13 protein-coding genes, 2 pseudogenes and 1 riboswitch are annotated in these 23,760 nt (G+C 67.8%); of the genes and pseudogenes, 7 read left to right on the top strand and 8 right to left on the bottom strand.

Annotated elements, in window-relative coordinates; genetic code table 11:
* Window positions 1-144, bottom strand: a pseudogene (locus tag Q0W90_RS13250) (proline dehydrogenase); the annotation flags it as partial.
* Window positions 144-1,775 carry an L-glutamate gamma-semialdehyde dehydrogenase gene (pruA, locus tag Q0W90_RS13255; RefSeq protein WP_297774862.1) on the bottom strand — a complete coding sequence of 544 codons (1,632 nt, stop codon included), beginning with the start codon at window positions 1,773-1,775 and terminating at the stop codon, window positions 144-146. The gene pruA and the pseudogene Q0W90_RS13250, both read right to left, overlap by 1 nt.
* Window positions 1,776-1,858: 83 nt before the next feature.
* Here pruA and Q0W90_RS13260 point away from each other — a divergent pair, with 83 nt between their 5' ends.
* From Q0W90_RS13260 to Q0W90_RS13280, 5 genes are all read left to right on the top strand, one after another.
* On the top strand, window positions 1,859-3,454 hold the full coding sequence (locus tag Q0W90_RS13260) for a helix-turn-helix domain-containing protein (RefSeq protein WP_297774863.1): 1,596 nt from the start codon (window positions 1,859-1,861) through the stop codon (window positions 3,452-3,454).
* A gap of 47 nt (window positions 3,455-3,501) precedes the next feature.
* Window positions 3,502-3,692, top strand: a riboswitch (cobalamin riboswitch).
* Between the two features lie 197 nt (window positions 3,693-3,889).
* Window positions 3,890-5,563 carry a PPE family protein gene (locus tag Q0W90_RS13265; protein ID WP_297774864.1) on the top strand — a complete coding sequence of 558 codons (1,674 nt, stop codon included), beginning with the start codon at window positions 3,890-3,892 and terminating at the stop codon, window positions 5,561-5,563.
* Between the two features lie 105 nt (window positions 5,564-5,668).
* Window positions 5,669-7,405: a fatty-acid--AMP ligase FAAL21/FadD21 gene (gene fadD21, locus Q0W90_RS13270; protein WP_297774865.1), complete on the top strand. Its 1,737-nt coding sequence runs from the start codon at window positions 5,669-5,671 to the stop codon at window positions 7,403-7,405.
* A 19-nt stretch (window positions 7,406-7,424) separates the two neighbouring features.
* Complete coding sequence (locus tag Q0W90_RS13275) at window positions 7,425-8,111, top strand: GAP family protein (protein WP_297592302.1); 687 nt, start codon at window positions 7,425-7,427, stop codon at window positions 8,109-8,111.
* Between the two features lie 120 nt (window positions 8,112-8,231).
* Window positions 8,232-9,308 (top strand): PE-PPE domain-containing protein, encoded by a 1,077-nt coding sequence (locus Q0W90_RS13280; protein ID WP_297592300.1) that lies wholly within the window; start codon window positions 8,232-8,234, stop codon window positions 9,306-9,308.
* 7 nt (window positions 9,309-9,315) lie between these two features.
* Here Q0W90_RS13280 and Q0W90_RS13285 read toward each other — a convergent pair whose 3' ends face one another.
* The 3 genes from Q0W90_RS13285 to cysC are packed head-to-tail and all read right to left on the bottom strand — an operon-like array spanning window position 9,316 to window position 11,608.
* A complete protein-coding gene (locus Q0W90_RS13285) occupies window positions 9,316-9,630 on the bottom strand; it encodes a hypothetical protein (protein WP_297592441.1) in 315 nt (104 codons plus the stop codon).
* A 14-nt stretch (window positions 9,631-9,644) separates the two neighbouring features.
* Window positions 9,645-10,904, bottom strand: a complete 1,260-nt coding sequence (sat, locus tag Q0W90_RS13290) for a sulfate adenylyltransferase (RefSeq protein WP_297592299.1) — start codon at window positions 10,902-10,904, stop codon at window positions 9,645-9,647.
* The gene (gene cysC / locus Q0W90_RS13295; RefSeq protein ID WP_297592297.1) at window positions 10,901-11,608 is read right to left on the bottom strand and encodes an adenylyl-sulfate kinase; all 708 of its coding nucleotides are present in this window, start codon (window positions 11,606-11,608) and stop codon (window positions 10,901-10,903) included. The genes sat and cysC overlap by 4 nt, the downstream gene beginning before the upstream one ends.
* Window positions 11,609-12,489: 881 nt before the next feature.
* Here cysC and Q0W90_RS13300 point away from each other — a divergent pair.
* Together Q0W90_RS13300 and Q0W90_RS13305 are read left to right on the top strand one after the other, a co-directional pair.
* The gene (locus Q0W90_RS13300; protein WP_297592296.1) at window positions 12,490-13,677 is read left to right on the top strand and encodes a PPE family protein; all 1,188 of its coding nucleotides are present in this window, start codon (window positions 12,490-12,492) and stop codon (window positions 13,675-13,677) included.
* A gap of 82 nt (window positions 13,678-13,759) precedes the next feature.
* Entirely contained in the window at window positions 13,760-14,896 is a 1,137-nt protein-coding gene (locus Q0W90_RS13305; RefSeq protein ID WP_297774866.1) for a PPE family protein, read from the top strand.
* Window positions 14,897-14,922: 26 nt separating this feature from the next.
* Here Q0W90_RS13305 and Q0W90_RS13310 read toward each other — a convergent pair whose 3' ends face one another.
* From Q0W90_RS13310 to pks2, 3 genes and pseudogenes are all read right to left on the bottom strand, one after another.
* Window positions 14,923-17,919, bottom strand: coding sequence for an MMPL family transporter (locus Q0W90_RS13310; RefSeq protein WP_297774868.1), 2,997 nt, complete (start codon window positions 17,917-17,919; stop codon window positions 14,923-14,925).
* A gap of 82 nt (window positions 17,920-18,001) precedes the next feature.
* Window positions 18,002-18,450 (bottom strand): annotated as a pseudogene (locus Q0W90_RS13315) (acyltransferase); the annotation flags it as partial.
* An 8-nt stretch (window positions 18,451-18,458) separates the two neighbouring features.
* On the bottom strand, window positions 18,459-23,760 hold a 5,302-nt coding region (gene pks2 / locus Q0W90_RS13320), incomplete at its 5' end, for a sulfolipid-1 biosynthesis phthioceranic/hydroxyphthioceranic acid synthase (protein ID WP_297774867.1).

Here is a 23,760-nt window from a genome sequence, read left to right on the forward strand (position 1 = left end):
CGCAGATTCGATCGTCTCCCCGGGAACGAAGCGGCGCACCACGCGACGGGTGGCCGGTAAGCGCTCGGCGGCGCGACCCAACACCTCGCCGCGTCCGGCGGCCAGGATCACCGGGCGCAGGGTGGTGGCGAACAGTCCGGCGATCAGTCGGCGCCCATATGCGGATAGGTGTGCTCGGTAGCCGGGACGAATGTTTCCTTGATGGTGCGAGCCGACGTCCAGCGCAACAGATTCAGCATCGATCCGGCCTTGTCGTTGGTGCCCGAGCCACGGGAGCCCCCGAACGGCTGGCGCCCGACGACCGCGCCGGTCGGCTTGTCGTTGATGTAGAAGTTCCCGGCGGCAAAGCGCAGCCGGTGCTGCGCGGTCAGCACGGCGTCGCGGTCGTCGGCGATGACCGCGCCGGTCAGCGCGTATCGCGAGCCGCTGTCGACGACGTCGAGGATTCGTTCGTAATCGTCGTCGGGGTACACATGCACCGAGAGCAGCGGACCGAAGTATTCGGTCGCGAACGATTCATCGGTCGGGTCGTCGGACAGCAACACCGTCGGACGCACGAAATAGCCTTCGCGGTCATCGTATTCGCCGCCGACGGCGATGGTGACGTGCGGTGCGCCCTTGGCCCGCTCGATGGCGTCGACGTTCTTGGTGAAGGCCCGCCGGTCGATCAGCGCGCCGCCGAAGTTGGTGAGATCGGTGACGTCGCCGTAGCGCAGCGCGGCCGTCTCCCCCAGGAAGCCATCGCCCATTCGGCGCCACACCGACTGCGCGATGAACGCCCGCGACGCCGCCGAGCATTTCTGCCCCTGGTAGTCGAAGGCGCCGCGAATCAGGGCGGTACGCAACACATCCGGCCGCGCCGAGGCGTGCGCGACCACGAAGTCCTTCCCACCGGTCTCGCCGACCAGTCGCGGATAGCTGTGGTAGTGGCTGATATTGGTGCCCACCTGGTACCACAGCCGCTGGAAGGTGGCCGTCGACCCGGTGAAGTGGATGCCCGCCAGCCGCCGATCGGCCAGCACCATATCCGAAACCGCGAAGCCGTCGCCGGTGACCAGGTTGATCACCCCGGGCGGCAGCCCCGCCGCCTCGAGCAACTGCATGGTCAGATAGGCCGACAGCGTCTGGGTGATGGACGGCTTCCACACCACGGTGTTGCCCATCAGCGCCGGCGCGGTCGGCAGATTGCCGGCAATGGAGGTGAAGTTGAAGGGCGTGATCGCGTACACGAAGCCGTCCAGGGGGCGGTATTCGCTGCGGTTCCACTCCCCGGGCCCGCTGATCGGCTGTTGCGCCAGGATCTGTTGTGCGAACGCCACGTTGAATCGCCAGAAGTCGATCTGCTCGCACGGCGAGTCGATCTCGGCCTGATAGGCCGACTTGGATTGGCCGAGCATCGTTGCGGCGGCGATCTTCTCCCGCCACGGCCCGGCCAGCAGGTCGGCGGCGCGCAGGAACACCGCCGCCCGCTCATCGAAGGGCATTGCCGCCCAGCCGCTTTTCGCGGCCATCGCGGCGTCGATCGCCGCCGTCGCGTCGGCGTGCACCGCGTTGGTCAACGTGCCCAGCCTCGCGGCGTGCCGGTGCGGCTGGACGACGTCGATGCGCTCACCGTCGCCCATCCGGTGGGTGCCGCCGATGACGTGCGGGAGGTCGATCGGGTGATCGGCCAGTGCGGTCAGTTCGTCGCGCAGTCGGGTGCGTTCCGGCGATTGCGGCGCGTAATCATGGGCCGGCTCGTTGGTCGGCGTCGGGGCCTGGGTTTTCGCGTCCATACCGCCAGGATCCGCGCGGCGACCGCGCATAGAATTAGCCGATCGAACAAACGACCCCGGGAATCGTAGTAGAATCGGACAACATGGCCGGTGTGGGGCTGGGTCAGCTGTTGCTCGCGCTGGACGCGACCCTGGTCAGCCTGGCCGGCGCCCCCCGGGGGCTGGACCTCCCGGTGAGTTCGGCCGCGCTGATCGACTCCGACGATGTGCGCCTGGGGCTCGCGGCGGCGGCGGGCTCGGCCGACGTCTTCTTCCTGTTGGGCGTCGCCGACGACGAGGCGATGCGGTGGATGGGCAGGCAGGCACGCGAGCGCGTGCCGGTGGCCATCTTCGTCAAGGGACCCTCCAACGCGCTGGTGTCCACCGCCGTCGCGGCGGGTTCGGCGGTGGTGGCCGTAGATCCGCGCGCCCGATGGGAACGCCTCTACCAGTTGGTCAATCACGTCCTTGAACATCACGGCGACCCCGCCGACGCGATGGACGACTCGGGCACCGACTTGTTCGGATTGGCGCAGTCACTCGCCGAGCGCATCCACGGCATGGTCAGCATCGAAAACGCGCAATCGCATGTCTTGGCCTATTCGGCCTCCAACGACGAAGCCGACGAATTGCGCCGCCTCTCCATCCTGGGCAGGGCCGGGCCGCCTGAGCATCTCGAATGGATCGGCCAATGGGGCATCTTCGATGCGCTGCGATCGGGCACCGAGGTGGTGCGCGTCGCCGAGCGGCCCGAGTTAGGGCTGCGGCCGCGGCTGGCCGTCGGAATCCACCAGCCCGCGGCCGATGCCCGGCGACCGCCGGCGTTCGCCGGAACCATCTGGGTGCAGCAAGGCTCACAGCCGCTGGCCGACGACGCCGAGGAAATGTTGCGGGGCGCCGCCGTGCTGGCCGCCCGCATCATGTGGCGGCTGGCGGCCCGGCCGTCCACCCATGCGCGCCGGCTCCAGCAACTTCTGGGGCTGACGGACGAGCCCGCCGACACGACCGCCATCGCCCGCGAACTCGGGCTGGCCACCGACACCACCGCGACCCTGATCGGTTGGGATGCGGCCGACGGTTCGGCCCGTCACGCCCGGCTTGCCGACATCATTGCGCTGAGCGCCAGCGCTTTCCGGCACGACGCCCAGGTGGCCTCGAACGATTCACGAACGTACGTGCTGCTTCCCCAGACCCAGACCCAGACCCAGAGGCGGTCGGTCACCTCCTGGGTGCGCGGCACCATCGGCGCCATGCGCACCGAACTCGGGGTGCAACTACGGGCGGCCATCGCCGCGCCGGTCGCGGGCCTGGCGGGGGTTGGCGCGGCGCGCCTGGAGGTGGACCGGGTGCTGGACAGCGCTGAGCGCCACCCTATTTCGTTCGGACAGGTGACTTCGCTGGCAGAAGCGCGCACCACCGTCTTGGTCGACGAAATCGTGACCCTGGTCGGTGGCGACGAGCGCCTGATCGATCCGCGGATCGTGCGGCTGTGCGACGAGGACCCGCTGCTGGCCGAGACCCTGCGGACCTACCTGGATGCCTTCGGCGACATCGCCGCGGCTGCCCAGGCGTTGCAGGTGCATCCGAATACGGTTCGCTACCGCGTGCGGCGGATCGAGAAGGTGCTGTCGACGTCGCTGGCCGATCCCGAGGTTCGGCTGCTGTTCTCACTGGGACTACGGATTCTGGAACGCCGCTAGCGGAAGAACATGGCGGCCGTCACCACCGGCCTTCGGTTGATTTGCCGACATTTGATCCGGGCGGGTGTAACAATGTCACCTCGTAAGGTGATGACGACGCAGGAAGCCGGTGCGAATCCGGCGCGGTCCCGCCACTGTCATCGGGGAGCGACCCTCAACGGCCACGGCTGAAAAGCTGGAAGGCGAGGCGAGCAGCGATCCGAGAGCCAGGACACTCGCGTCATCGCATCCTGCGACCCGGGGCGGGTGTACCCCGAGAGAGCTGTCAACGTCCATGTTTCGTCCGGCATGGGTGGCCGTCAACGCGGCCACCGATCTGGCGCCCAGCTGCCGCGCCTACTCGTTTCCCACCGACACACACACGCCGGCGCCGGCCGCCCGCGGTCAGCTAGCCACTGCGGCAAGGTGTTTCGCCACCGCTGGCGGGAGCGGACGATGACCGCCCCGGTCTGGATGGCCGCACCACCGGAGGTGCACTCGACGTTGCTCAGCACCGGGCCGGGGCCTGGCCCGCTGCTGGCGGCCGCGGCGACGTGGAGCTCGCTGAGCGTGGAATATGCCGAGTCGGCCGACGAGCTGGTCGCGCTGCTGGGCGCCGTACAAGCCGGGAGCTGGGACGGCCCGACGGTCGTGGCATACGTGGCCGCGCATGCGCCCTATCTGGCGTGGCTGGTGCAGGCAAGCGCCGACAGCGCGGCCATGGCCGCCCAGCAAGAGGTCGCCGCCGCCGCCTACACCGTGGCGTTGGCGGCCATGCCGACGCTGCCCGAGTTGACCGCCAACCACGCCACTCACGCCGCGTTGACGGCGACGAATTTCTTTGGCATCAACACCATCCCGATCGCGGTCAACGAAGCCGACTATGCGCGGATGTGGGTCCAGGCCGCCACCGTGATGAGCACCTACCAGGGCGTCGCGACCGCCGCGGTGGCCGCCGCGCCGCCAGCCGAGCCGGCACCGCAGGTCATGAAGGCCAGCGCCATGGCGGCCACGTCGGAGCAGTCGCCGTATCCCCCGGACACGCAGAACCAGTGGATGGACTGGTTGCAGCAGACCGGGTTTGTCGACTTCTACAACAGGTACATCCAGCCGTTGATCGACCAGTTGATGAACAACCCGTTCTTCCAGTCGCTGTTTTCCGGTTTCGACCCGTGGCTGCCGTCACTCGGCAACCCCTTGAGCTTCCTGAACCCGTTCAACATCGCGTTCGCCCTCGGCTACCCGATGGATTTCGGTTCGTACTTCGGCTATCTGGCGCAGATGTTCAGCTTTGTCGCGGCGGATCTCGCGGCGGCCTTCGCCTCGGGCAACCCCGCGACGATCGCGTGGACCCTGCTGTTCACCACCATCGAAGTGATCGGCACGATCATCACCGACACCATCGCGCTGATCAAGACGTTGCTCGAGCAGATGATCGTGCTGATCCCGCTCATCGTGCCGCTGCTGACCGTCGCCGTGGTTCCGTTGGTCGTTCCCGCCCTGGTGGGGGGCTTGGCGGGCCTCGCGGGTCTGGCGGGGCTGCACGCCATCCCGGTGGTGCCGTTCATCCCCGCGCCGGCGCTCGTCCCGGTGGCACTGGCGCCCACCCCACCCCCCACGCCGGCCCCGGCGCCGGCTCCCGCGCCGGCCCCGGCCTCCGCACCGGCCTCGGCGCCCGCACCGGCCGCGCCCGGCGCGCCACCGCCGACACCGGCGGGTCCGCCGGTGGCCGCGATGCAAGGCCTCGGCTACATGGTCGGTGGCCTGGCCGCGGATGCGCGCAGCACCGCGAGCACCAGCGTCCGCGCGAGGAAGGCGGCGGCGGCGGACATCGCCGAGGCCGAGGCGGTGGCACAGCCGGAGGAAGAGGAGACGAAGAGGCGCCGGCAGCGGGTCAAGGCCACACAGCCCGGCCGCGGGTACGAATACATGGATCTCGAGCCCGAGCCGCCGACGACGGCCTCGGACCGGCCCGCGCCGACGATGGGGTTCGCCGGAACCGTACCCACCAAGGCCGCCACCGCACCGGTGGGGCTGAGTGCGCTGATCGCCGACGGATTCGACGACGGCCCGCGCGTGCCGATGATGCCCGGGACGTGGGATGCCGATTCGACTGGATCGAAAACCTAAGGGGCATATGTCGTTTGGTCCGCGACGATTTCTCGCGTCCGGGGCTGCACAACCGCCTCGCACGACCGACATGCGCGAAATACCCGAAGCGGTAACCTGGCCCGCATGCAACATTCGTCCGTCGTCTCCCTGCTGCGGGAACGCGCCGGTCTGCAGCCCGACGATCTTGCGTTCCGGTATACCGATTACGAGCAGGATTGGGCGGGCGTCACCGAGTCTCTGACGTGGGCGCAGCTGTACCGGCGGACCCTGAATGTCGCGCACGAGATCAAGCGCCGCGGCAGCACCGGAGACCGGGCCGTGATTGTTGCGCCCCAAGGCCTCGCCTATGTCGTGGCGTTCCTCGGTGCGATACAGGCCGGGCTGATCGCGGTTCCGCTCTCGGTCCCCCAGCCCGGTACGCACGATGCGCGGGTCGGTGCCGTCCTGGCCGACACCGACCCCACCGTCGTTCTCACCACCTCCGCGGCCGCCGCGACCGTCGGCGATTACCTGCAGCGGCCGGACGGAGCCGCCCCGGCCATCATCGAGGTCGACTCACTGAGTCTCGATGATCCGCATCCGCCGGGCATCCGCATCAGCGGCGCCCCGAGCACCGCGTACCTGCAGTACACGTCGGGCTCCACTCGTCTTCCGGCCGGGGTCATGGTCTCGCACCGGAACCTCCAGGTGAATTTCCAGCAGCTGATGGCCGCCTACTTTCCGGACTTCAATGGCGTGGCACCGCGCGGCAGCGTCTGCGTGTCGTGGCTGCCCCTCTACCACGACATGGGTTTGATGCAAGGCGTCATCGCCCCGATCCTGGGCGGCTACCCCGGTGATCTGACGAGCCCTGTCGCGTTCCTGCAACGACCCGCACGGTGGATCCAGGCGATGGCCCAAGCCAATCCGGTCTTCTCCGCCGCACCCAACTTCGCCTTCGAGCTGGCCGTGCGCAAGACGACCGACGAGGACATGACCGGACTCGATCTCGGCAACATCATCCGCATCGTGAGCGGTGCCGAGCGGATCCATCCCGCAACGCTCGACCGCTTCTGTAAGCGGTTCGCCCCGTACAACTTTCGTGAGGACATGATGCAGCCCTCCTACGGTCTGGCGGAGGCGACCGTCTACGTGGCCAGCCGCGCGCAGACCGGCGCCCCGAGAGTCGTTCACTTCGAACCGGAGAAGCTGTCGGAGGGCAGCGCCCGGCGGTGCTCGGCAGAAACCGGCTCACCGTTGCTGAGCTACGGCACGCCGAAATCGCCGACGGTGCGAATCGTGGACCCCGACACCAGCACGCAGTGCCCGGACGGAACGGTCGGTGAAATCTGGGTCCGCGGCGACAACGTGGCCGACGGCTACTGGCAAAAGCCGCAGGACACTCAGCGCACCTTCGGTGGCGTCTTGGCCAACCCGTCGCCCGACACCCCCGAGGGACCGTGGCTGCGCACCGGCGACCTCGGCTTCGTCTCCGACGAAGAGATGTTCATCGTGGGCAGGATGAAGGATCTGCTGATCGTCTACGGGCGCAACCACTATCCCGAGGACATCGAGTCGACGGTGCAGGCGATCACCGGGGGCCGCGTCGCGGCGATCTCGGTTCCGGTGGACGAGACCGAGAAATTGGTGACCATCATCGAACTGAAGAACCGCGGCGATTCCGGCCAGGGCGCGCCGCACAGCCTCGACATCGTCAAAAACGATGTCACCGCGGCGATTTCGAACTCGCACGGGCTCAACGTCGCCGACCTGGTACTGGTGCCACCGGGATCGATTCCCACCACGACGAGCGGCAAGATCCGGCGGGCCGCCTGCGTCGAGCAGTACCGACGGCAACAGTTCACCCGGTTGGACGGCTGAGGCCGCGACGGTATCTGCGATGTTGTTCACCATCGGTGTGATGGCCATTGCCGTAAGCCTGGAACCCTTCCGGATCGGCATGACGGTGCTGATGCTGAATCGACCCAGGCCGTTGCTGCAACTGCTCGCGTTTTCGGCGGGCGGGTTCACGATGGGGTTGACGGTGGGCGCGACCGTCTTGTTCGTCTTCCGGCGCATCCTGGGGAGCTCGACATACTTCACCTTGCCCCGGGTGCAGATCCTCATCGGCGCGCTGGCGCTGGCGGCCGCCGCCGTACTGATGGCGCAGATCGTGGCGGACCGGGTGAGCGGCCGCGATCCCGCCCCTCCCGACGACGACTGCGCCCGCCCGGGAAGCCTGATGACGCGAACCCGACGGCTGCTGGACGGACAGTCGCTGTGGGTCGCCGTGGCGGCGGGCCTGGGAATTGCGCTGCCGTCGGTGGATTATCTGGCCGCGCTGGCAGTCATCCTGGCGTCCGGCGCGCCAGTCACGACCCAGGTGGGAGCGCTGCTGATGTTCAATGTCATCGCATTCTCACTCGTAGAGATTCCCTTGGTGGGTTACCTGTTGGCGCCAACGGCGACCCGCGCGGTGATGACCGCGCTGCAGGACTGGATCCGGTCGCGGCGTCGTGTCGAGGTCGCCGCACTGCTCGCGGGGGTCGGCTGTGTCCTGATCGCGCTCGGCGGGGCGGGGCTGTGAGCGGGGGCGTCCGCAGCGAAGGTCGGGCTGCGGCAAGCTCATTCGCCGCCCGAATGAGCCGTCCATCATCGTACGGTGCAGTAGGGTGGACGCGTGCGGCGCGCGGGAGCTAGGTCTGGAATGACGCGATTGGTCGCCGGGGCCCTCACCGCGTTGCTGGTGGGTTCGGTGGGCGGATTGGGACCCCACGTCGCGACCGGCGACCCCGGGTTCGGATGGCCGCCCGCGGTTCCGTCCCCGGTGGGCGGCGCCTCGACCGCGAAGGTCGTCTACGCCGTCGGCGGCGCGCGGCCGCCCGGCCTCGATTGGGCGTTCTACACCAACAAGGCCGGCGAGAACTTTTTCCCCGGCGCCCAGCGTGAGCTCATCGACTACCCCGCCGGAGCCATGTTTTCCTGGGTTCCGACGTTCGTCCTGCCCGGGCCCAGGGACATGACCACCATCGGCAACGCCGCCGACGTGGCCGTCAGCAACCTCGACAAGGCCGTTCACCACGGATCCGGGCCGGGCGCCGCCGTGGGCCTCTCTCAAGGCGGCCTCGCCTTGGACAAAGAACAGGCGCGGCTCGCCAACGACCCGTCGGCGCCACCGCCGGACAAATTGACCTTCACCACATTCGGTGACCCGAGCGGCACGCAGGGGTTCGGTACCAGCTTCCTGGCCAGCTTCTTCAAGCCCGGTGATTACATTCCGATCGTCGACTACACGATGCCGCAGCGGCCGGACAGCCAGTACGACAGCAACCGCGTGTTCGCCGCCTACGACGGCTTCGCAGACTTCCCCGACCGGATGGACAACCTGTTGGCGTTGATCAACAGCGCCTTCGGGGCGGCCATCGGTCACACCCCGGCCGCGTTCGTGCGGCCCGACCAGATCCCGCCGCAGAACATCAGGACCACGGTCAACTCCCGGGGCGCCACCGAGACGACGTACATGATTCCGGTGAACCATCTTCCGATGACCTTGCCGCTACGCTACCTGGGCTGGTCCGATGCGAAGGTGGACCAGATCGATGCGATCTTGGCGCCCCAGATCGATGCGGCCTATGCGCACAACGACAATCCGGCCACCAAGCCGATTGCGATGGATCCGGTGAACGGCCTGGACCCGTTGGGACCCGTGGATCCGGCTTTTCGTGACTCCATCCTGAATGCGTTCGCCCAGCTCCGGGCGATATTGCCGCCACCGCCGGCCTGAGCCGGCCCTACCCGTTGCCGTTGGTCGGCTGCGCCTCCTCGAGAAAGCGGCCCACCACGTCGGGACCGGTGGAATGCATCGCGATGGACAGCTCCAAGAGCCTGTCCTTCGCCCTCTTGGGCAGCAGCTCGATGGACCGAGTGGTGGCGGAATCGTATTTCGACCCCGGATACCGTTGCAGGACAAGGTTCTTCTGCTCTTCGGTGGTGTAGATCTCCAGCAGCTTCATGCCCGCGAAAGCCTCATTTGCCAGGTCCGCCATCCCGGCGTTCGCCAGCGCTTCCAGTCGCTCCTCGTTGATCCAGACGTTGACCTTGAACATTTTCTCGTCGCTGCTCACGAACCCTCCAATTGGTTGAGCGTGAAGACGGGCCGTCTGTCCCTCAAATATTCCTCGGTGACGAACGGCGAACCCTGACCATGCTGGGCGGCGCACTCCATCACGACTTCGAACACCTCATGCCGCATCACCTTCTGCGTCGGCTTGACTTCGTCCGTCAGAATGCTTCGGATCAGGCTGCCGCTGAAACTTTGCGCTTGTGAATCATGGCCGCACAGAGCCGAGTTGGTGACTTCCAAACACACCGGGCAATACCAGTTTTCCCGCAGGAACACCGGCTTGATACCCAGCTGGCTCCGGTACTGCTTGAGGATGTTCTGGGAGTCGTAGGGGTGATAGAAGTCGCCCACGCCCGCGTGGTCGCGCCCGAACATGTGATGCGTGCAGCCCAGGTTTGTCCGCAGGATCGCGTGGAAGATCGCCTCGCGGGGCCCCGCATACCGCATGTCCCAGAGGGTGAAAGACACCATGTGCACGTTCTCGCGGAAATATCCACTGCTCCGTAGCGCGTTCTGCGCCAACAGTATTGCTTCGTCGATGTAATCGCCGACGCGCTTCTGGCCGATGATGGCATTCACCAGCACGCCGGTGTTCAGGTTGTCGACCGGCTGGTCCTCGTTGGCGGCCAGCCACGCTTGCTTCATCAACGCCTCGTGGCCGGTGTGCGGAACGTTTCTGGTCTGGTGAGCGACGACCCGCTGCCAATGCCGCCGGGCCAGCGCGTCCTTGTGCTGCTTCGGGGTGAGCCAGAAACCCTTGAATGGCTCGTTGAAAACGGGTTCGTTGATCAGCGTGACATCCCCGCCGATGAAACGGTTTTCATAGCCCAATGTCTTCTTGACGCCCGGGTGCCGGGGATCGGTTGTGCCATACGTCTTTTCGGCCATGTGCTCGAGGTCGTATTCGTAGATCTCGGTGACGTCGAAGATGGCCATGGGGGCATCGAGATAGTCGAGGACTACGCTGGCGCCCTCTTTGATATCGAGCTTCGCGATCTGTTCCGCGGACATGTCGAAGACGATCGGAATGCTCCACAGCGTCCCGTCCGGCAGCGCGAAGTTGTCCAAGGTGCCGTCGACTTCGCGACGCCCCATGAATCCGGTCAGCGGGGTGAAGAACCCGTAGGAAAGGCTGATGACTTCGTGGGCGGTGGCCTTCGATATCGGAACCCGCGGCAGGCCCTCGATCCGGCCCGGCGCATCGTCGGTGGACACCCGTTCCACGATCGGCTTGCCGTTGTGACCCGTGTAGTTCATGCCGTGACCTCGTTACTCTCCAAGTTCCTTTCCCGGCCGTCGTGATCTCGGTCCGGGGTGCGGAGGACGCCTGCCCGTTCGAGGTGGGCGATCACCTCCTCGGCCAGCGTGTCCGCGTCCTTCGTTCCGCCCTCGAGCCGCAGTTCGGGACGCGCCGGGGCTTCGTAGGGATCATCGATCCCGGTGAATCCCTTGATTTCGCCGGCCCGGGCTTTCTTGTAGAGCCCTTTGGGATCGCGCTGTTCGCATATCTCAATGGGGGTGTCGATGAAGATCTCCTGGAAATCGCCGTCGCCGAGCGTGGCCCGAATCGCGTCGCGGTCGCGAACGTAAGGGCTGATGAAGGCCGTCAAAGCGATGACCCCGGCCTCGCAGAACAGCTTCGCGACCGCGCCGATCCGGCGAATGTTCTCCTCGCGGTCCTCGGCCGAAAAACCCAGCCCGAACCGGGTGGCGAACTCGGGACCATGGCGCTCTTCGAGCAGCTCCGGGCCGGCGTTGAGCCCGTAGCGGACGTTGTCGCCGTCCAGCAGGTAGCTCCGGATGCCCCGCTCGTAGAGCTTTTGCTCGACGACGTTGGCCACCGTGCTTTTGCCGCTGCCGCTCAGCCCGGTGAACCAGACGACACAACCTTGGTGACCGTTGAGTTTCTCGCGCTCGCCGCGGCTGATCTTGTGTTCGTGCCAGGTGATGTTGTTCGACATTTCTCGTTCCCGTTCACCATTTCTCGCCCGCACGTCCACAGGTGCGCATGAAGTCGGAAGCGGCCGGCCGACCATTGCATCCGTTGGGCAGCGACGCTCCCCTGCCGGCTCGATGCGCAGCTACGGCGCGGCGGCCACTGACATTCACCCATACTGCTTATCAAGCAAACCGGATTAGAACCAGCCTACAAGTAAAGATGGTCAATTTACGGGAGTTTTCTCGCTGGGCGGCCGCCACGACAAGCCCGCGCGAAGAACGCACTACGGCGTGGCCAGCAAACAAACCCATGATCGGTTGAGCGAACCCAAACCGTGTCGGCGCGGCCCGGTTCCGAACGGGCCGCGGCGTCGTCCGGCGCTGGGTGCCTTCTCGTCGACTCGATGGGTATCGCCGTACGACATCCCGATCCAGGGATGGCGTTAGCTGTCGATCTTCGGCACATCACCCGTTCATCGCTGTCGGACGGATACCGGCGGGTTTTGACTCACGCTGACACAAATTTGCCGCCGCGGCCGCCCGGGCATCCGTGCGGCAACACACGATGACGAGCGGACTCGCCATAACCGCGCGTGACCATCGATCTTTAACGGTTCTGGCGAACCCGCCAGGACCTCGCTGGCAAATTTGCAGCCGGCGATGCGCCGCACGGGGGAATGGTAAACACGAAGCGAACTTCATTTAACATTCCGATGATCAAGTTCCTTGACTCGCTCGACATCGCCTGCTTGTCGGCGTGCCTGGGTCGTGAACGGAGGAAGACGCTCGCTGCCGTATCAGCTCGTCCGCAGTGGATCCAACGGTCCAGGGACGCCGAAGCCAGCCGGCCCGGCCGCCTCGTCGCGGTGTGTTCCCGGGGCCGACTGACGAAGAGGAAACGCGAATGCTCGATTTCGGGGCCCTGCCACCGGAGATCAACTCGTCCAGAATGTATGCCGGTCCGGGCTCGGGGCCGATGGTTGCCACGGCGGCCGCCTGGGACGTCCTGGCCAACGGGCTGGAGACCGCGGCGCGCGGTTACTCCGCGGTGATCGCCCAGCTGGAAGGCGAAAGCTGGACCGGCAGTGCCTCGGCCGCGATGGCCACCGCGGCCGCCCCGTACGTGGCATGGCTGGCGGGCGCGGGGGCACAGGCCGAGGAGGCCGCCAGTCGGGCTCGGGCCGCGGCGGCCGCCTACGAGACGGCCTTCGGCGCCACGGTGCCGCCGGCGCTGGTCACGGCCAACCGCACCCGACTGGCACAGTTGGTCGCGAGCAACATCCTGGGACAGAACACCGCGATGATCGGGGCCACCGAAGATGCCTACGCCGAGATGTGGGCCCAGGATGCCGCCGCGATGTACGGCTACGCCGCCTCGTCGTCGGGCGCGACCGCGCTGAGCCAGTTCGACGAGCCGCCACGGACCACCAACGCCGACGGGCCATCCGCCCAAACCACCGCGGTCGCCCAGGCCACGACCAGCTCGGCCGCGACGCAATCTCAGGCCACGCTGTCCCGGACGATGTCGACCGTGCCGCAAAAGTTGCAAAGCCTCTCCGAGCCGGGGCCGTCGGGTGGCACTCCGCCGTCGGGCGTGATCGACGCGGTCGACAACTTCAACACCCTGTCGGCGCCGGTGAACCTTGGCGACGCTGTCAGCCGCACCGTCACTTCGGCCGGAACCTTCGGCACCGGGCTTTTCCGCTCCAACCTTCAGGCGGCGGGCGAAGCACTCAAGGCCGCCGCGGCCCCCGCCACGGCGGCGAGCTTCTCGGCCGGCGGGGTCGGCGTCGCCGGCCCCACCCTGGCGAGCACGGGCGGCGCGGCCACGGTCGGCCGATTGTCCGTCCCGCCGAGCTGGGCGGCGACGAATCCCGCCGTCGCGAGCGTCGCCGAGGCGCACTGGCTGTCGGACGCCGAGCTCGACGGCGGCCCGTCATGGCACGAAGGCCCGGCGACCAACATGTGGAACGGGGCGCCGGCCGCGGGCGCGGGGGCCTCCTCGGGGCTCTTGTCGCGGCCCTCGGTCAACAACGCCTTGCGTGTGGCGCCACGCCAATTCAAGATGCCACGCCCTTCCGCTGGCGGATAGCCGGTAATTCCACCTCTCAGTGCAGGTTCGACCTGCAGCGACCGCGGGTGCGCGCCGGTTCGTCGTTCAGAAAGGATCGCCGATGCTTGATTTCGGGGCGCTGCCGCCCGAGATCAATTCGGCCAGAATGTATGCCGGGCCGGGTTTGGGTCCGATGTCGGCCGCCGCGTCGGCGTGGGACGCGCTGGCAGCGGAACTGGAGTCCTACGCCGCCGGCTACTCCGCCACGCTTTCGGAACTGCGCGCGCACGCGTGGTCCGGCGGTGCTGCTACGGCGATGGCCGTCGCGATCGAACCGTACGTGGCGTGGGCGATCACGACGGCGGCCCAAGCCGAGCGGGCCGCCGCGCAAGCGCGGGTGGCGGCGGCCGCCTACGAGGCGGCCTTCGCCGCGACGGTGCCGCCACACGTGGTTGCCACCAACCGCGTTGCGCTCCTCACCCTGATTGCGACCAACTTCTTCGGACAGAACGCGCCGGCGATCGCGGCCGCCGAGACCGCATACGCCGAGATGTGGGCGCAGGATGCCACCGCCATGTACGGCTATGCCGCATCATCTTCGGCCGCAACCACTTTCGCGCCGTTCGCCCAGCCGCCCCGTACCACCACCGCATCCGGCCAATCGGCCCAGGCTGCCGCGGTGAACCAAGCCGCGAGCACGTCCGCGGGGCAGGCTCGGGCGATGCTCGTCTCGGGGCTGTCCACGAACACTTCCTCGGCCGACACTTCCGAGGCGTCGGCTTCCGGATCCGGATTGTCACTCATCAGCTCGGTCAGCGACTTCAACACCGTCGTCACCACACCGGGACAGACGTTTTTGGCGGGGGCCCGCACCTTGTTGGGGTGGGGGCAATTCGGGAACGGGCTCGACCTGTCCGATATCCAGGCGGCCAAGGCCGCGGGCGGTGCTGTGCCCGTTGTGCCGGACCTCGCGGCCGCGCGCGGTCCGGCGCTGGGCAATGTGGGCCGGGCGGCATTGGTGGGGAAACTATCCGTTCCGCAGGCCTGGGTGGCGGCGGGCCCGTCCGCACCCGCCGGTGTGGGACTACACCAGTTGCCGGACAACACATTTCGAGTCGCGTCGGCTTCCGCGCCTGACCCATCCACCGGGCTGGGGGGTATGCCGGCGGCGCGCACCGCGGGCCGGGGCACCGGTGTCCCGGTGTTGCGCAACGGACGCCGCATCTTCAGGATGCCGCGCCCGGCATACGGCGGGTAGTCACGGTGTCTACGGCCGGCGCCGGTCTAGCCGGAGTCGCCGGCCACGGCTTCGAACACCGTCTTCTTTTTGGGCGCGGCCCGCGGCAGGGGTGTCAGCCACGGCCGGGCGGGCCACCAGCTTGCCCGGCCCAGCAGCGCGGCGAGGGCGGGGACGGTGATGCTGCGCACCACGAAGGTGTCGACCAGGATGCCGACGCCGATCACGAAGCCGGACTGCACCACCGCCCCGATGCTGGAAAACAGCAGCCCGAACATCGACGCCGCGAAGATGAGACCGGCCGCGGTGATGACTCCCCCGGTGGAACGCACGGTGCGGATGACGCCGGTGCGCATACCGGACGGAGACTCATCCCGCAATCGCGACGCGAGCAGCATGTTGTAGTCCGCGCCCACCGCGACCAACACAACGAAGGTCAATCCCGGGACACTCCAATGCAATTGCTGCCGAAGGATCACCTGGAACAGCAACACTCCGACACCGACGGCGGAGAGATAGGACAGGATCACGGAGCCGACCAGGTACAGCGGCGCGACGATGGCACGCAGCAGGGCAATGAGGATCAGCAGCACCACGAGGACGGTGACGGACACGATGAGTCCGATGTCGCGGTCGTAGTAGTCGCGGGTGTCACGCAGCGTGACGGGATACCCGGAGATCGAAATCGACGCGTCCGACAGCGTGGTGTTCGGCTGCGCGCCCGTGGCGGTGGACAGGATGGTGTTGACCTGATCCATGGCCTCGGTGCCGAACGGGTTCAGGTCAGTTTGAATGAAGTAGCGCACCGAATGGCCATCCGGCGAGATGAACGTTCGCGCAAGCTTTTTGAAGTCCTGCGTGTCGAGCGCGCCGGGCGGGACGTTGAATCCGGCCATCGAGGGCTGCGAGGCCTCCTGGCCCATCTCCATCAGGAAACTCGACGCCTGGCCCAGGCCGAGCCCCATCCGCTTGACCTGGTCGACCAGCTGCTGGACCCCGTCGGCCACCTGGCGGCCGGCGCTGGCGAGGTCGTTGGCGCCCTTTTGCACGACGGCGATCCGCGAGCGCGCCGTGCCCGGGTTGTCCAGGCCCAGTCGGTGTAGCGACGTCACCGCACCTTGTAGCGCTCGCTCGAGACCGTTCACGGTGGACGCCAGGGTCTGCGACGATTGCGTTGACTGCAGCTGCCGGAAGAGATCGCTGATCCGGCCCAGGGTGCCGTCTTCGCGGGCGGTGATCAGTCGGTGGAACTGGGCGCGCGCCCCGCTGCAGATCGAGCTGGCGTCGCACACCACGCTGGTGTCCAGCGCCGCGACCACGGCGTCGATCCACTCGAAGTTGTCCATCATGGTGGAGAAATTGATCTGCAGCGTGTTACCGAGCACCCGGACGCTGCTGACAAGCTTTGTGGCAGTGTCTATTTCACCGATCGTCTTGCCGCCACCGAACATGGCCGAAACCGTGGCCAGGGCGTCGACCAGGCCGCTGACACCCCCGATCGCCTGGCCCACCTGCGTGCGTACGTCGCCGAGCTTGTCGGCCAACAGACCCGCGCCGGAGGACAACCTGTTGAGGTCACCGGTGCGCTGGTTGATCAGGTCGGAGGCGCCCCCCAGCTCCTTGCCCACCTGACCGGCCTGATATGTCGCCTTGGCCTCTTCCAGGGAGCGTCCGGTGGGCCGGGTGACGCCGCGGATCATGGCGACTCCAGGGATCTGGCTCACTCGTTGCGCCATCTGCTCCAGGTCGGCAAGCGCTTGCGGCGTGCGCAGGTCCTGCGGAGACTGGATGAACAGATACTCGGGAATCGTTTGATTCACCGGGAAGTGGTGTTCCAGCGCGGCGTATCCGAGCGAGCTGCCGGCCGAGGCCGGCAGCTGTTTGCGGTCGTCGTAGTTGAACCGCACCAGGGTCGCGCAGGTGCCCAGCGCGATCAGCACGACCAGGCTCGCCGCCAGATAGCGCGCGGGGCGCCGCACGATCCGTACCCCGATGCGCCGCCAGAACACCGCGGTGCGCTCCTCGCGTGGCGCCACCCATCCGCGCGGTCCGGCCACCATCACGATGGCCGGCAACAGGGTGACCGCGGCCAGGAACGCCACCGCGATCCCGATCGCCAGCGCGGGGCCCACCGTGGAAAACACACCCAATTTCGCGAAGCCCATGCCCAGGAAGGTGATTCCCACCGTCCCCGCCGATGCCGCGATCACTTTCCCGATGGAGGCCATGGCCCTTTTGACGGCCCGCTGCGGATCCTCCCCGCGCCGGACGTAGTCGTGATAGCGGCTGATCAGGAAGACGGCGTAATCCGTTCCCGCCCCGGCGATCATCGCGGACAGCAACACGATCATCTGGTTGGAAACGGCCATCCCGGTCAGCAGCGAAACACCGGAGACCACCGCCTGCGCGGTCAGCAGGGAGGCGCCGATCGTGATCAGCGGCAAGAACATGGTGACCGGATTGCGGTAGATCACGACCAGGATGACCAGCAGGAGCACGGCGATCGCCAGCTCGATGGAAACCCGATCCTTCGCACCGGCGTCGGTCAGGTCGGCAACCGTGGACGCGGGTCCGGTCAGATCGGCTTTGAGGGTGGACCCCGCCAAGGCTTGGTGCACGACGGCCGCGACGTCGGTGTAGGCGCGGTAGGACTGCGGGGTGCCCAACTCCCCGGCAAGGCCGATCGGCAGGATCCATGCCTTGTGGTCTTTGCTGCTCAGTACCTCCCGCAGTGGCGGCGTGCTCAGGAAGTCTTGCAGCATCACCACGTCTTTGGTGTCGCGCCGCAGCCGGTCCACCAGTTCGCGGTAGACGTTGTCGTCGCCGGGCCCCAACGCCTTGGAACCGTTGTCCTTGGTCAGCAGGACGATCAGCATGTTTTCCGAGCCGGCCTCGTGGAACGCCGCGTTGATCTTCTTCGCGGTCACCGCCGACGGGGCGTCGGCGGGAAGGATGGCCACGGGGTGTCGCGCGGCCATCTCGGCCAACGACGGCACCGTCATGGGCAACACAACGGCGAACGCGGCCCAGCAGCCGATCACGATCAGTGGCCACCGTGCGACGAGCTCGCCTAGCCGGCCGAAGATGAGTTCATCTCCTCACCGCGCCCGCCATGCGTGCCGTGAATCAGGCGACATTGCGCCAGTGCCCGCTTTCGGCGACGCGCTCGAACGCGGATGTCAGCGCCGCCGGGTACCACGTGACCGAATTGTCCGCCGCGGGATTGCCGGGAAAGTTCGGCCGCGGTTTACCCAGCGTAGGCACCACCTCGACCACCCGGTCGTAGGGCACTTCAGCCAATTCAACGCCCCTGTCGAAGGAAACCTGTGCGGCGCGCGCGGCATCGGGAAACGACGAGCCGGCGGTGGGCACGGTGACCGGAATCATGCCGGTGAACCAACCCTGGGTCAACGCGTCGGCCGGCGCTTCACGGGTGTCGCGCGGGGTAAGAGCATAGTACGTTCGCACCCCGGTCAGCTCGTGTTCGGCCGGGCTGACGCAGGCCAACACCCACCGATGAGCCGGGCGTCCGCCGCGGTGCACGCCGACTCGAAGAGCGCGGTTTGCTGCTCGTCGCGCGCCGTCATGGAGGCGACGGTGCCGCTTCCAGGTCAGCCAGCTCGTCACAGAGATGGTCCGCCAAACCGCGGACCGTGGTGATCTTGGTGGGACTGATGCGCACGCCCGTTTCGGTTTCGATGCGGGTCCGCAGCTCCAGGTTCCCCAGCGAATCCAGACCGTAGTCGGATAACGGGCGATCCGGATCGATGGTGCGCCGCAGCAACAGGCTGATTTGACCGGACACCAGCCGTCGGATTGCCGACGGCCATTCCTCGCGCGGCAACGCCTGCAGTTCGGCGAGGAACTTGCCCGTGTCCGGTTTGCCCTGCCCCACCGATCCGAAGGCCTCGGCGAAGCGGCTGCGTTGCGCGAAGGAGGTCAACCACGGCGTGCCCATGATCGGCGCGTACCCGGAGTACGGACGGTCGTAGCGCAGCAGCGTCTCGAATGCGCGGAAACCCTCGGCCGGGTTGATCGCGATGCCGGCATCTTCGGCCAGGGCGGTGGCACGACCGACCTCCGACCACGCCCCCCACGCGATCGCGGTGGTCGGCAGGCCCTGAGCGCGACGCCAGTAGGCGAACGCGTCCAGCCAGCTGTTGGCCGCGGCGTAGGCGCCCTGACCCGGCGAGCCCACCAGCGCGGCGGCCGACGAGAAGGAACAGAACCAATCCAGCGGCTGCCCCAGGGTGGCTTGGTGAAGATTCCACGCGCCGTACACCTTTGGCGCCCAGCACCGGTCGATGAGTTCATCGGTGACGTTCGTCAGCGTGGCGTCCTCGACGACGGCCGCCGCGTGCAGCACCCCCCGCACCGGTAGCCCGGTCACGGTGGCGCACGCCACCAGGCGCTCGGCCGTCTGCGGCTCGGCGATGTCACCGCACTCCACCGCGATATCGGCCCCCGCCGCGCGAAGGCGCTCGATGGCTTGGCGCGCTTGCTCGTTGGGGTGCGAACGGGCGTTGAGCACGATCCGTCCACAACCCGCTCCGCCGCCTGGCGCAACCATCTCGCCGGCCAGGAACAGACCCAGGCCGCCGATACCGCCGGTGATGATGTATGCGCCGTCGGCGCGGAAGGGCCGGACCTTTTCCGGTGGCACCACCGCCACGCTGCTACCCGCGCGGGGCACGTCGAGCACCACCTTGCCGGTATGCCCGGCGGCGGCGACCAGACGTACCGCAGCGGCAGCGTCGTGGATCGGGTAGCGCGTGGTGCGCGGCAATGGCAGTTCACCCGCGGCGGTGCATTGGTACACGGTGGTCAGCAGGCGCCGGACGGTTTGCGGGTGGCTGAAGGTCAGCAGCGCCACGTCGACGGCGAACAGCGAGAGGTTGCGGCGGAACGGGAACAGCCCGAGGTGGCTGTCGCCGTAGATGTCGCGCTTGCCCAGCTCGATGAAGCGCCCACCCAGGGCCAGCAGTTCGATGCCCGCGCGTTGCGCCGCGCCGGGCAGCGAGTTGAGCACCACGTCGACGCCGTACCCGTCGGTGTCACGGCGAATCTGGCCGGCGAATTCCGTGCTGCGCGAGTCGTAGACGTGCTCGATGCCCATGTCGCGCAACAGTTGTCGGCGCTGCGGGCTGCCCGCGGTCGCGAAGATCTCACAACCCACGGCCCGAGCGATCGCGATGGCCGCCTGCCCGACGCCCCCGGTGCCGGAGTGGATCAGCACCTTGTCGGTGGGTGCGATGCGGGCCAAATCGTGCAGGCCATACCAGGCGGTCGCCGAAGCGGTCGGCACCGCGGCGGCGTCTTCTAGCGGCACCTCGGGAGGCAGGCCGACCGCGTGCCGGGCGTCGGCGATGACGAAGGTGCCCCAGCATCCGTTCCGGGACATCCCGCCGACGTGGTCGCCGACCGTGTGCTCGGTGACGCCCGCTCCGACGGCGGTCACCACGCCCGCGAAGTCGCCGCCCAACTGCTGCTGGTAACCCTCGAACGTCGGATAGCGCCCGAAGGCGACGAGCACATCAGCGAAGTTGATGGTGGACGAGGTGACCGCCACCTCGATCTCCCCCGGCCCGGGCGGAACCCGGTCGAACGCGGTGAACTCCAGCGATTCCAGGTCGCCGGGAGTCCGGATTCGCAGCCGCATGCCCTCGCGCTCGTGGTCGACGACGGTGGTTCGCCGCTCGGCCGGACGAAGCGGGCCGGGCCGCAGCCGGGCGGTGTACCAGCGGCCGTCGCGCCAGGCGGTCTCGTCTTCTTCGGAGCCGCTTTTCAGTTGCAGCACAACGTGTCCGGGGTCGGTGGTGTCGTCGACATCGATCTGGGTGGCGCTCAGATGCGGATGCTCCGAATCGATCACCCGCATCAGTCCGCGCAACCCGGCCTGCGTCAGGTGTGCCACATCGCCGGTGGTCACGCACGCGGCGTTGCGGGTCACCACGAACAGCCGCGGCGATTCCCCGGGAAGCTCCGAGAGCTCACGGGCGATGGTCGCGAGGTGCGACACGTAGTCCCGGCCCCGCCGGAACCCGTGCGGGTCGTCCGAGCGGCCATCGGACGCGGCGGTCACCACGACGACGCCGGTGAACCCCTTCAGCACTGCGTGGCCCCCCTGGCCGCCGCCGGACAGCAGCGAACGCAGCTGCTCGGTGTCCACCGACCCGAGTGGCAGCGACGCCGTGTTACATTGCGCTCCATCGGAATTCAAGTCGTCGGCCAGTTGCGCCGTCAACCGGTCGTGGCCGTCGGAGCCGGCGTCGGACGCGCTGAGCAGCAGCCAGGATCCCGGCTCGCTCTGCGTCGCCCCGGGCAGTTCGCGGGGCTCCCATTCGATGGTCAACAACCGCTCGTTGAGCAACCGATTGGCGTGTTCGTGTTCGGAGGTTCCGCCGGCCAGCCGCAAACCCTCGACGGTCAGCAGCACCGTTCCGGATTGGTCCAGCACGTCGAGGTCGGCCTCGCACTCGCCGGGGCGCGAGGACGTGACCCGGGTGAGGCAGTATTGCGCGTTGCGCGTCGAGTGATGGTTGCGCAGCCTGCGCACCCCCACCGGCAACAGCAGGCCGCCGGCGCCGGCCTTTTGCACCTCGGGCGCAACGATGACCGACTGGAAGCAGGCGTCGAGCAGAGCCGGGTGCGTGGAGTACGCCGACTGCTGCGAGCGGATCGCCCCCGGCAGCGCCACCTCGGCGAGCACCGTGGTGATATCCCCGTCGCCGACCAGCACCGCGGCCAGACCCGAAAACGCCGGGCCGTACTGAATGCCGACCGCGTCGAAGGCCTTTCGCAGCTCGGCACCCTCCATGCGGGACGGGTGGTTGGCGATCAGCGTGACGAGGTCGTGCGGGGGCGGCGGCTGCGCCCCGGGTTCGGCTTCTGGGTCGCAAGCATGCAGGATCGCGGTGGCCCGGCGGATGCGTTCGCCGTCCTCGTGGGTGTCCACCGCGAAGTCGAGGACCTCGGGTGCGCTGACCGTCGCCGTCGAGGATGCCTGCGTCCGGTCGTCCAGTAACAGGGTCTGCTCGAACGTCACGTCGCGGACCTCGCCGCGCTCACCCAGCGCCGCGCCGGCGGCCGCCAGCGCCATCTCGCAGTACGCGGCGCCGGGAAAGGCTGCGACGCCATGAATTTGGTGGTCGGCAAGCCACGGGTGGGCATCGGTGCCGACCTCCCCTTGCCACACGTGGCGCTCGGGCTCCTCGAGCAGATGCACGTGCGCCCCGAGCAGCGGGTGAACGGCTTGAAGCGAGGCACCGTGTGCCTGCTCCACCGACTCGCGGCTGAGCATCAGCCGGCGGTGTGCCCACGTCGGCAGCGGCGCATCCACCAAACGCCCGGTCGGGTATTGGACGGAGAAGTCCACCCGCGCTCCGGCGCTGTGCACGTCGGCGACGAAGTCGCGCAAGCCAACCGGCAGCTCCTGCTCTCTGCGCATGGCGGCCAGCGCGGCGATGGGCATGTCCAGGCTGGCGGCGTTCTGCTCGACGGCGTGGGTGAGTAGCGGATGCGGCGCCAGCTCACCGAAAACGCGGAACCCGTCCTTGAGGGCGGCTTGCACGGCCGCCGCGAATCGCACGGTGTACCGCAGGTTTTCGGCCCAGTAGTCGCCGGTGAACGACGGCCGTTCGCGGGGATCCCACAAGGTTGCGGAGTAATACGGCACCTCGGGCTCCGTCGCCTGCAGGTCCGCGAGGGCCTCGACCAGCTCGTCGAGGATGGGCTCCACCTGCGGTGCATGCGAGGCGACATCCACCGCCACCTCGCGCGCCATCACGTCCTGCTCCTGCCAGGCCGCGACCAGGTCGCGGATCGCCTGGGCGTCGCCGCCGACGACAGTCGATGTCGGCGAGGCGACCACGGAGAGCACGACGTCGGAGATGCCGCGAATGGACAGTTCCGAAAGCACTTGTTGGCCAGGCAGTTCCACCGATGCCATGGCGCCGCTCCCGGCGATCCGTGCCATCAGCCGCGAGCGACGGCAGATCACCTTGACCCCGTCGTCGAGCGTTAACCCGCCGGCGACCACGGCCGCGGCGGATTCGCCGAGCGAATGCCCGATGACGGCGCCGGGGCGCACCCCATAGGACTTCATCGTCTCGGCGAGCGCGACCTGCATCGCGAAGATGGTCGGCTGGACTTTGTCGATGCCGGTCACCGTCTGCGGTGCCGACATGGCCTGGATTACCGAAAACCCCGATTCTCCGACGATCAACGGCTCGAGGGCGGCGATCGTGGCGGCGAACACCGGTTCCTTGGTCAGCAGTTCGACACCCATCCGGGACCATTGCGAACCCTGCCCGGAGAACACCCACACCGGCCCGCGATCGTCTTGTCCCACGGCCGGCTCGTGCGGAATGTCGCTCTCGACAACCGCGCGCAGTCCCGCGCTCAACTCGTCGAAGCTGTTCGCCGCGACCACCGCCCGCACCGGCCGGTGCGCGCGGCGGCGCGCCAGCGTGTAGCCCAGATCTCGCAGGGCGGCCCCGCTTTCGCCGTCACGAGAAACGCTGCCGCGCTCGTCGACACCGCGCCCATCGAGCCAATCCCCCAGGCGGGCGGCCGCGATGCGCAGCTGCCCGGCCGACGTGGCCGACAGGGGAAACAGCAGTGGCCCATCGGCTTCGGGTGCAGCAGATCCACCGGGGGGCTGCGCCGGGGCTTCCTCCACAATGGCGTGCACGTTGGTGCCGGACATCCCATACGACGACACCGCGGCGCGACGCGGGTGGGGGCCGTTGGCGGGCCACGGTGTATTGGCCTGCGGCACGAAGAGATTCGTCTCGACCCGGGCCATCTCATCGGGTAACCGAGTGAAGTGCAGATTCCGCGGAACCACGCCGTGCCGCAGTGCGAGGATCGCCTTCATCAACCCC

This window comes from Mycobacterium sp., from assembly GCF_025933915.1.
Classification (GTDB): domain Bacteria; phylum Actinomycetota; class Actinomycetes; order Mycobacteriales; family Mycobacteriaceae; genus Mycobacterium.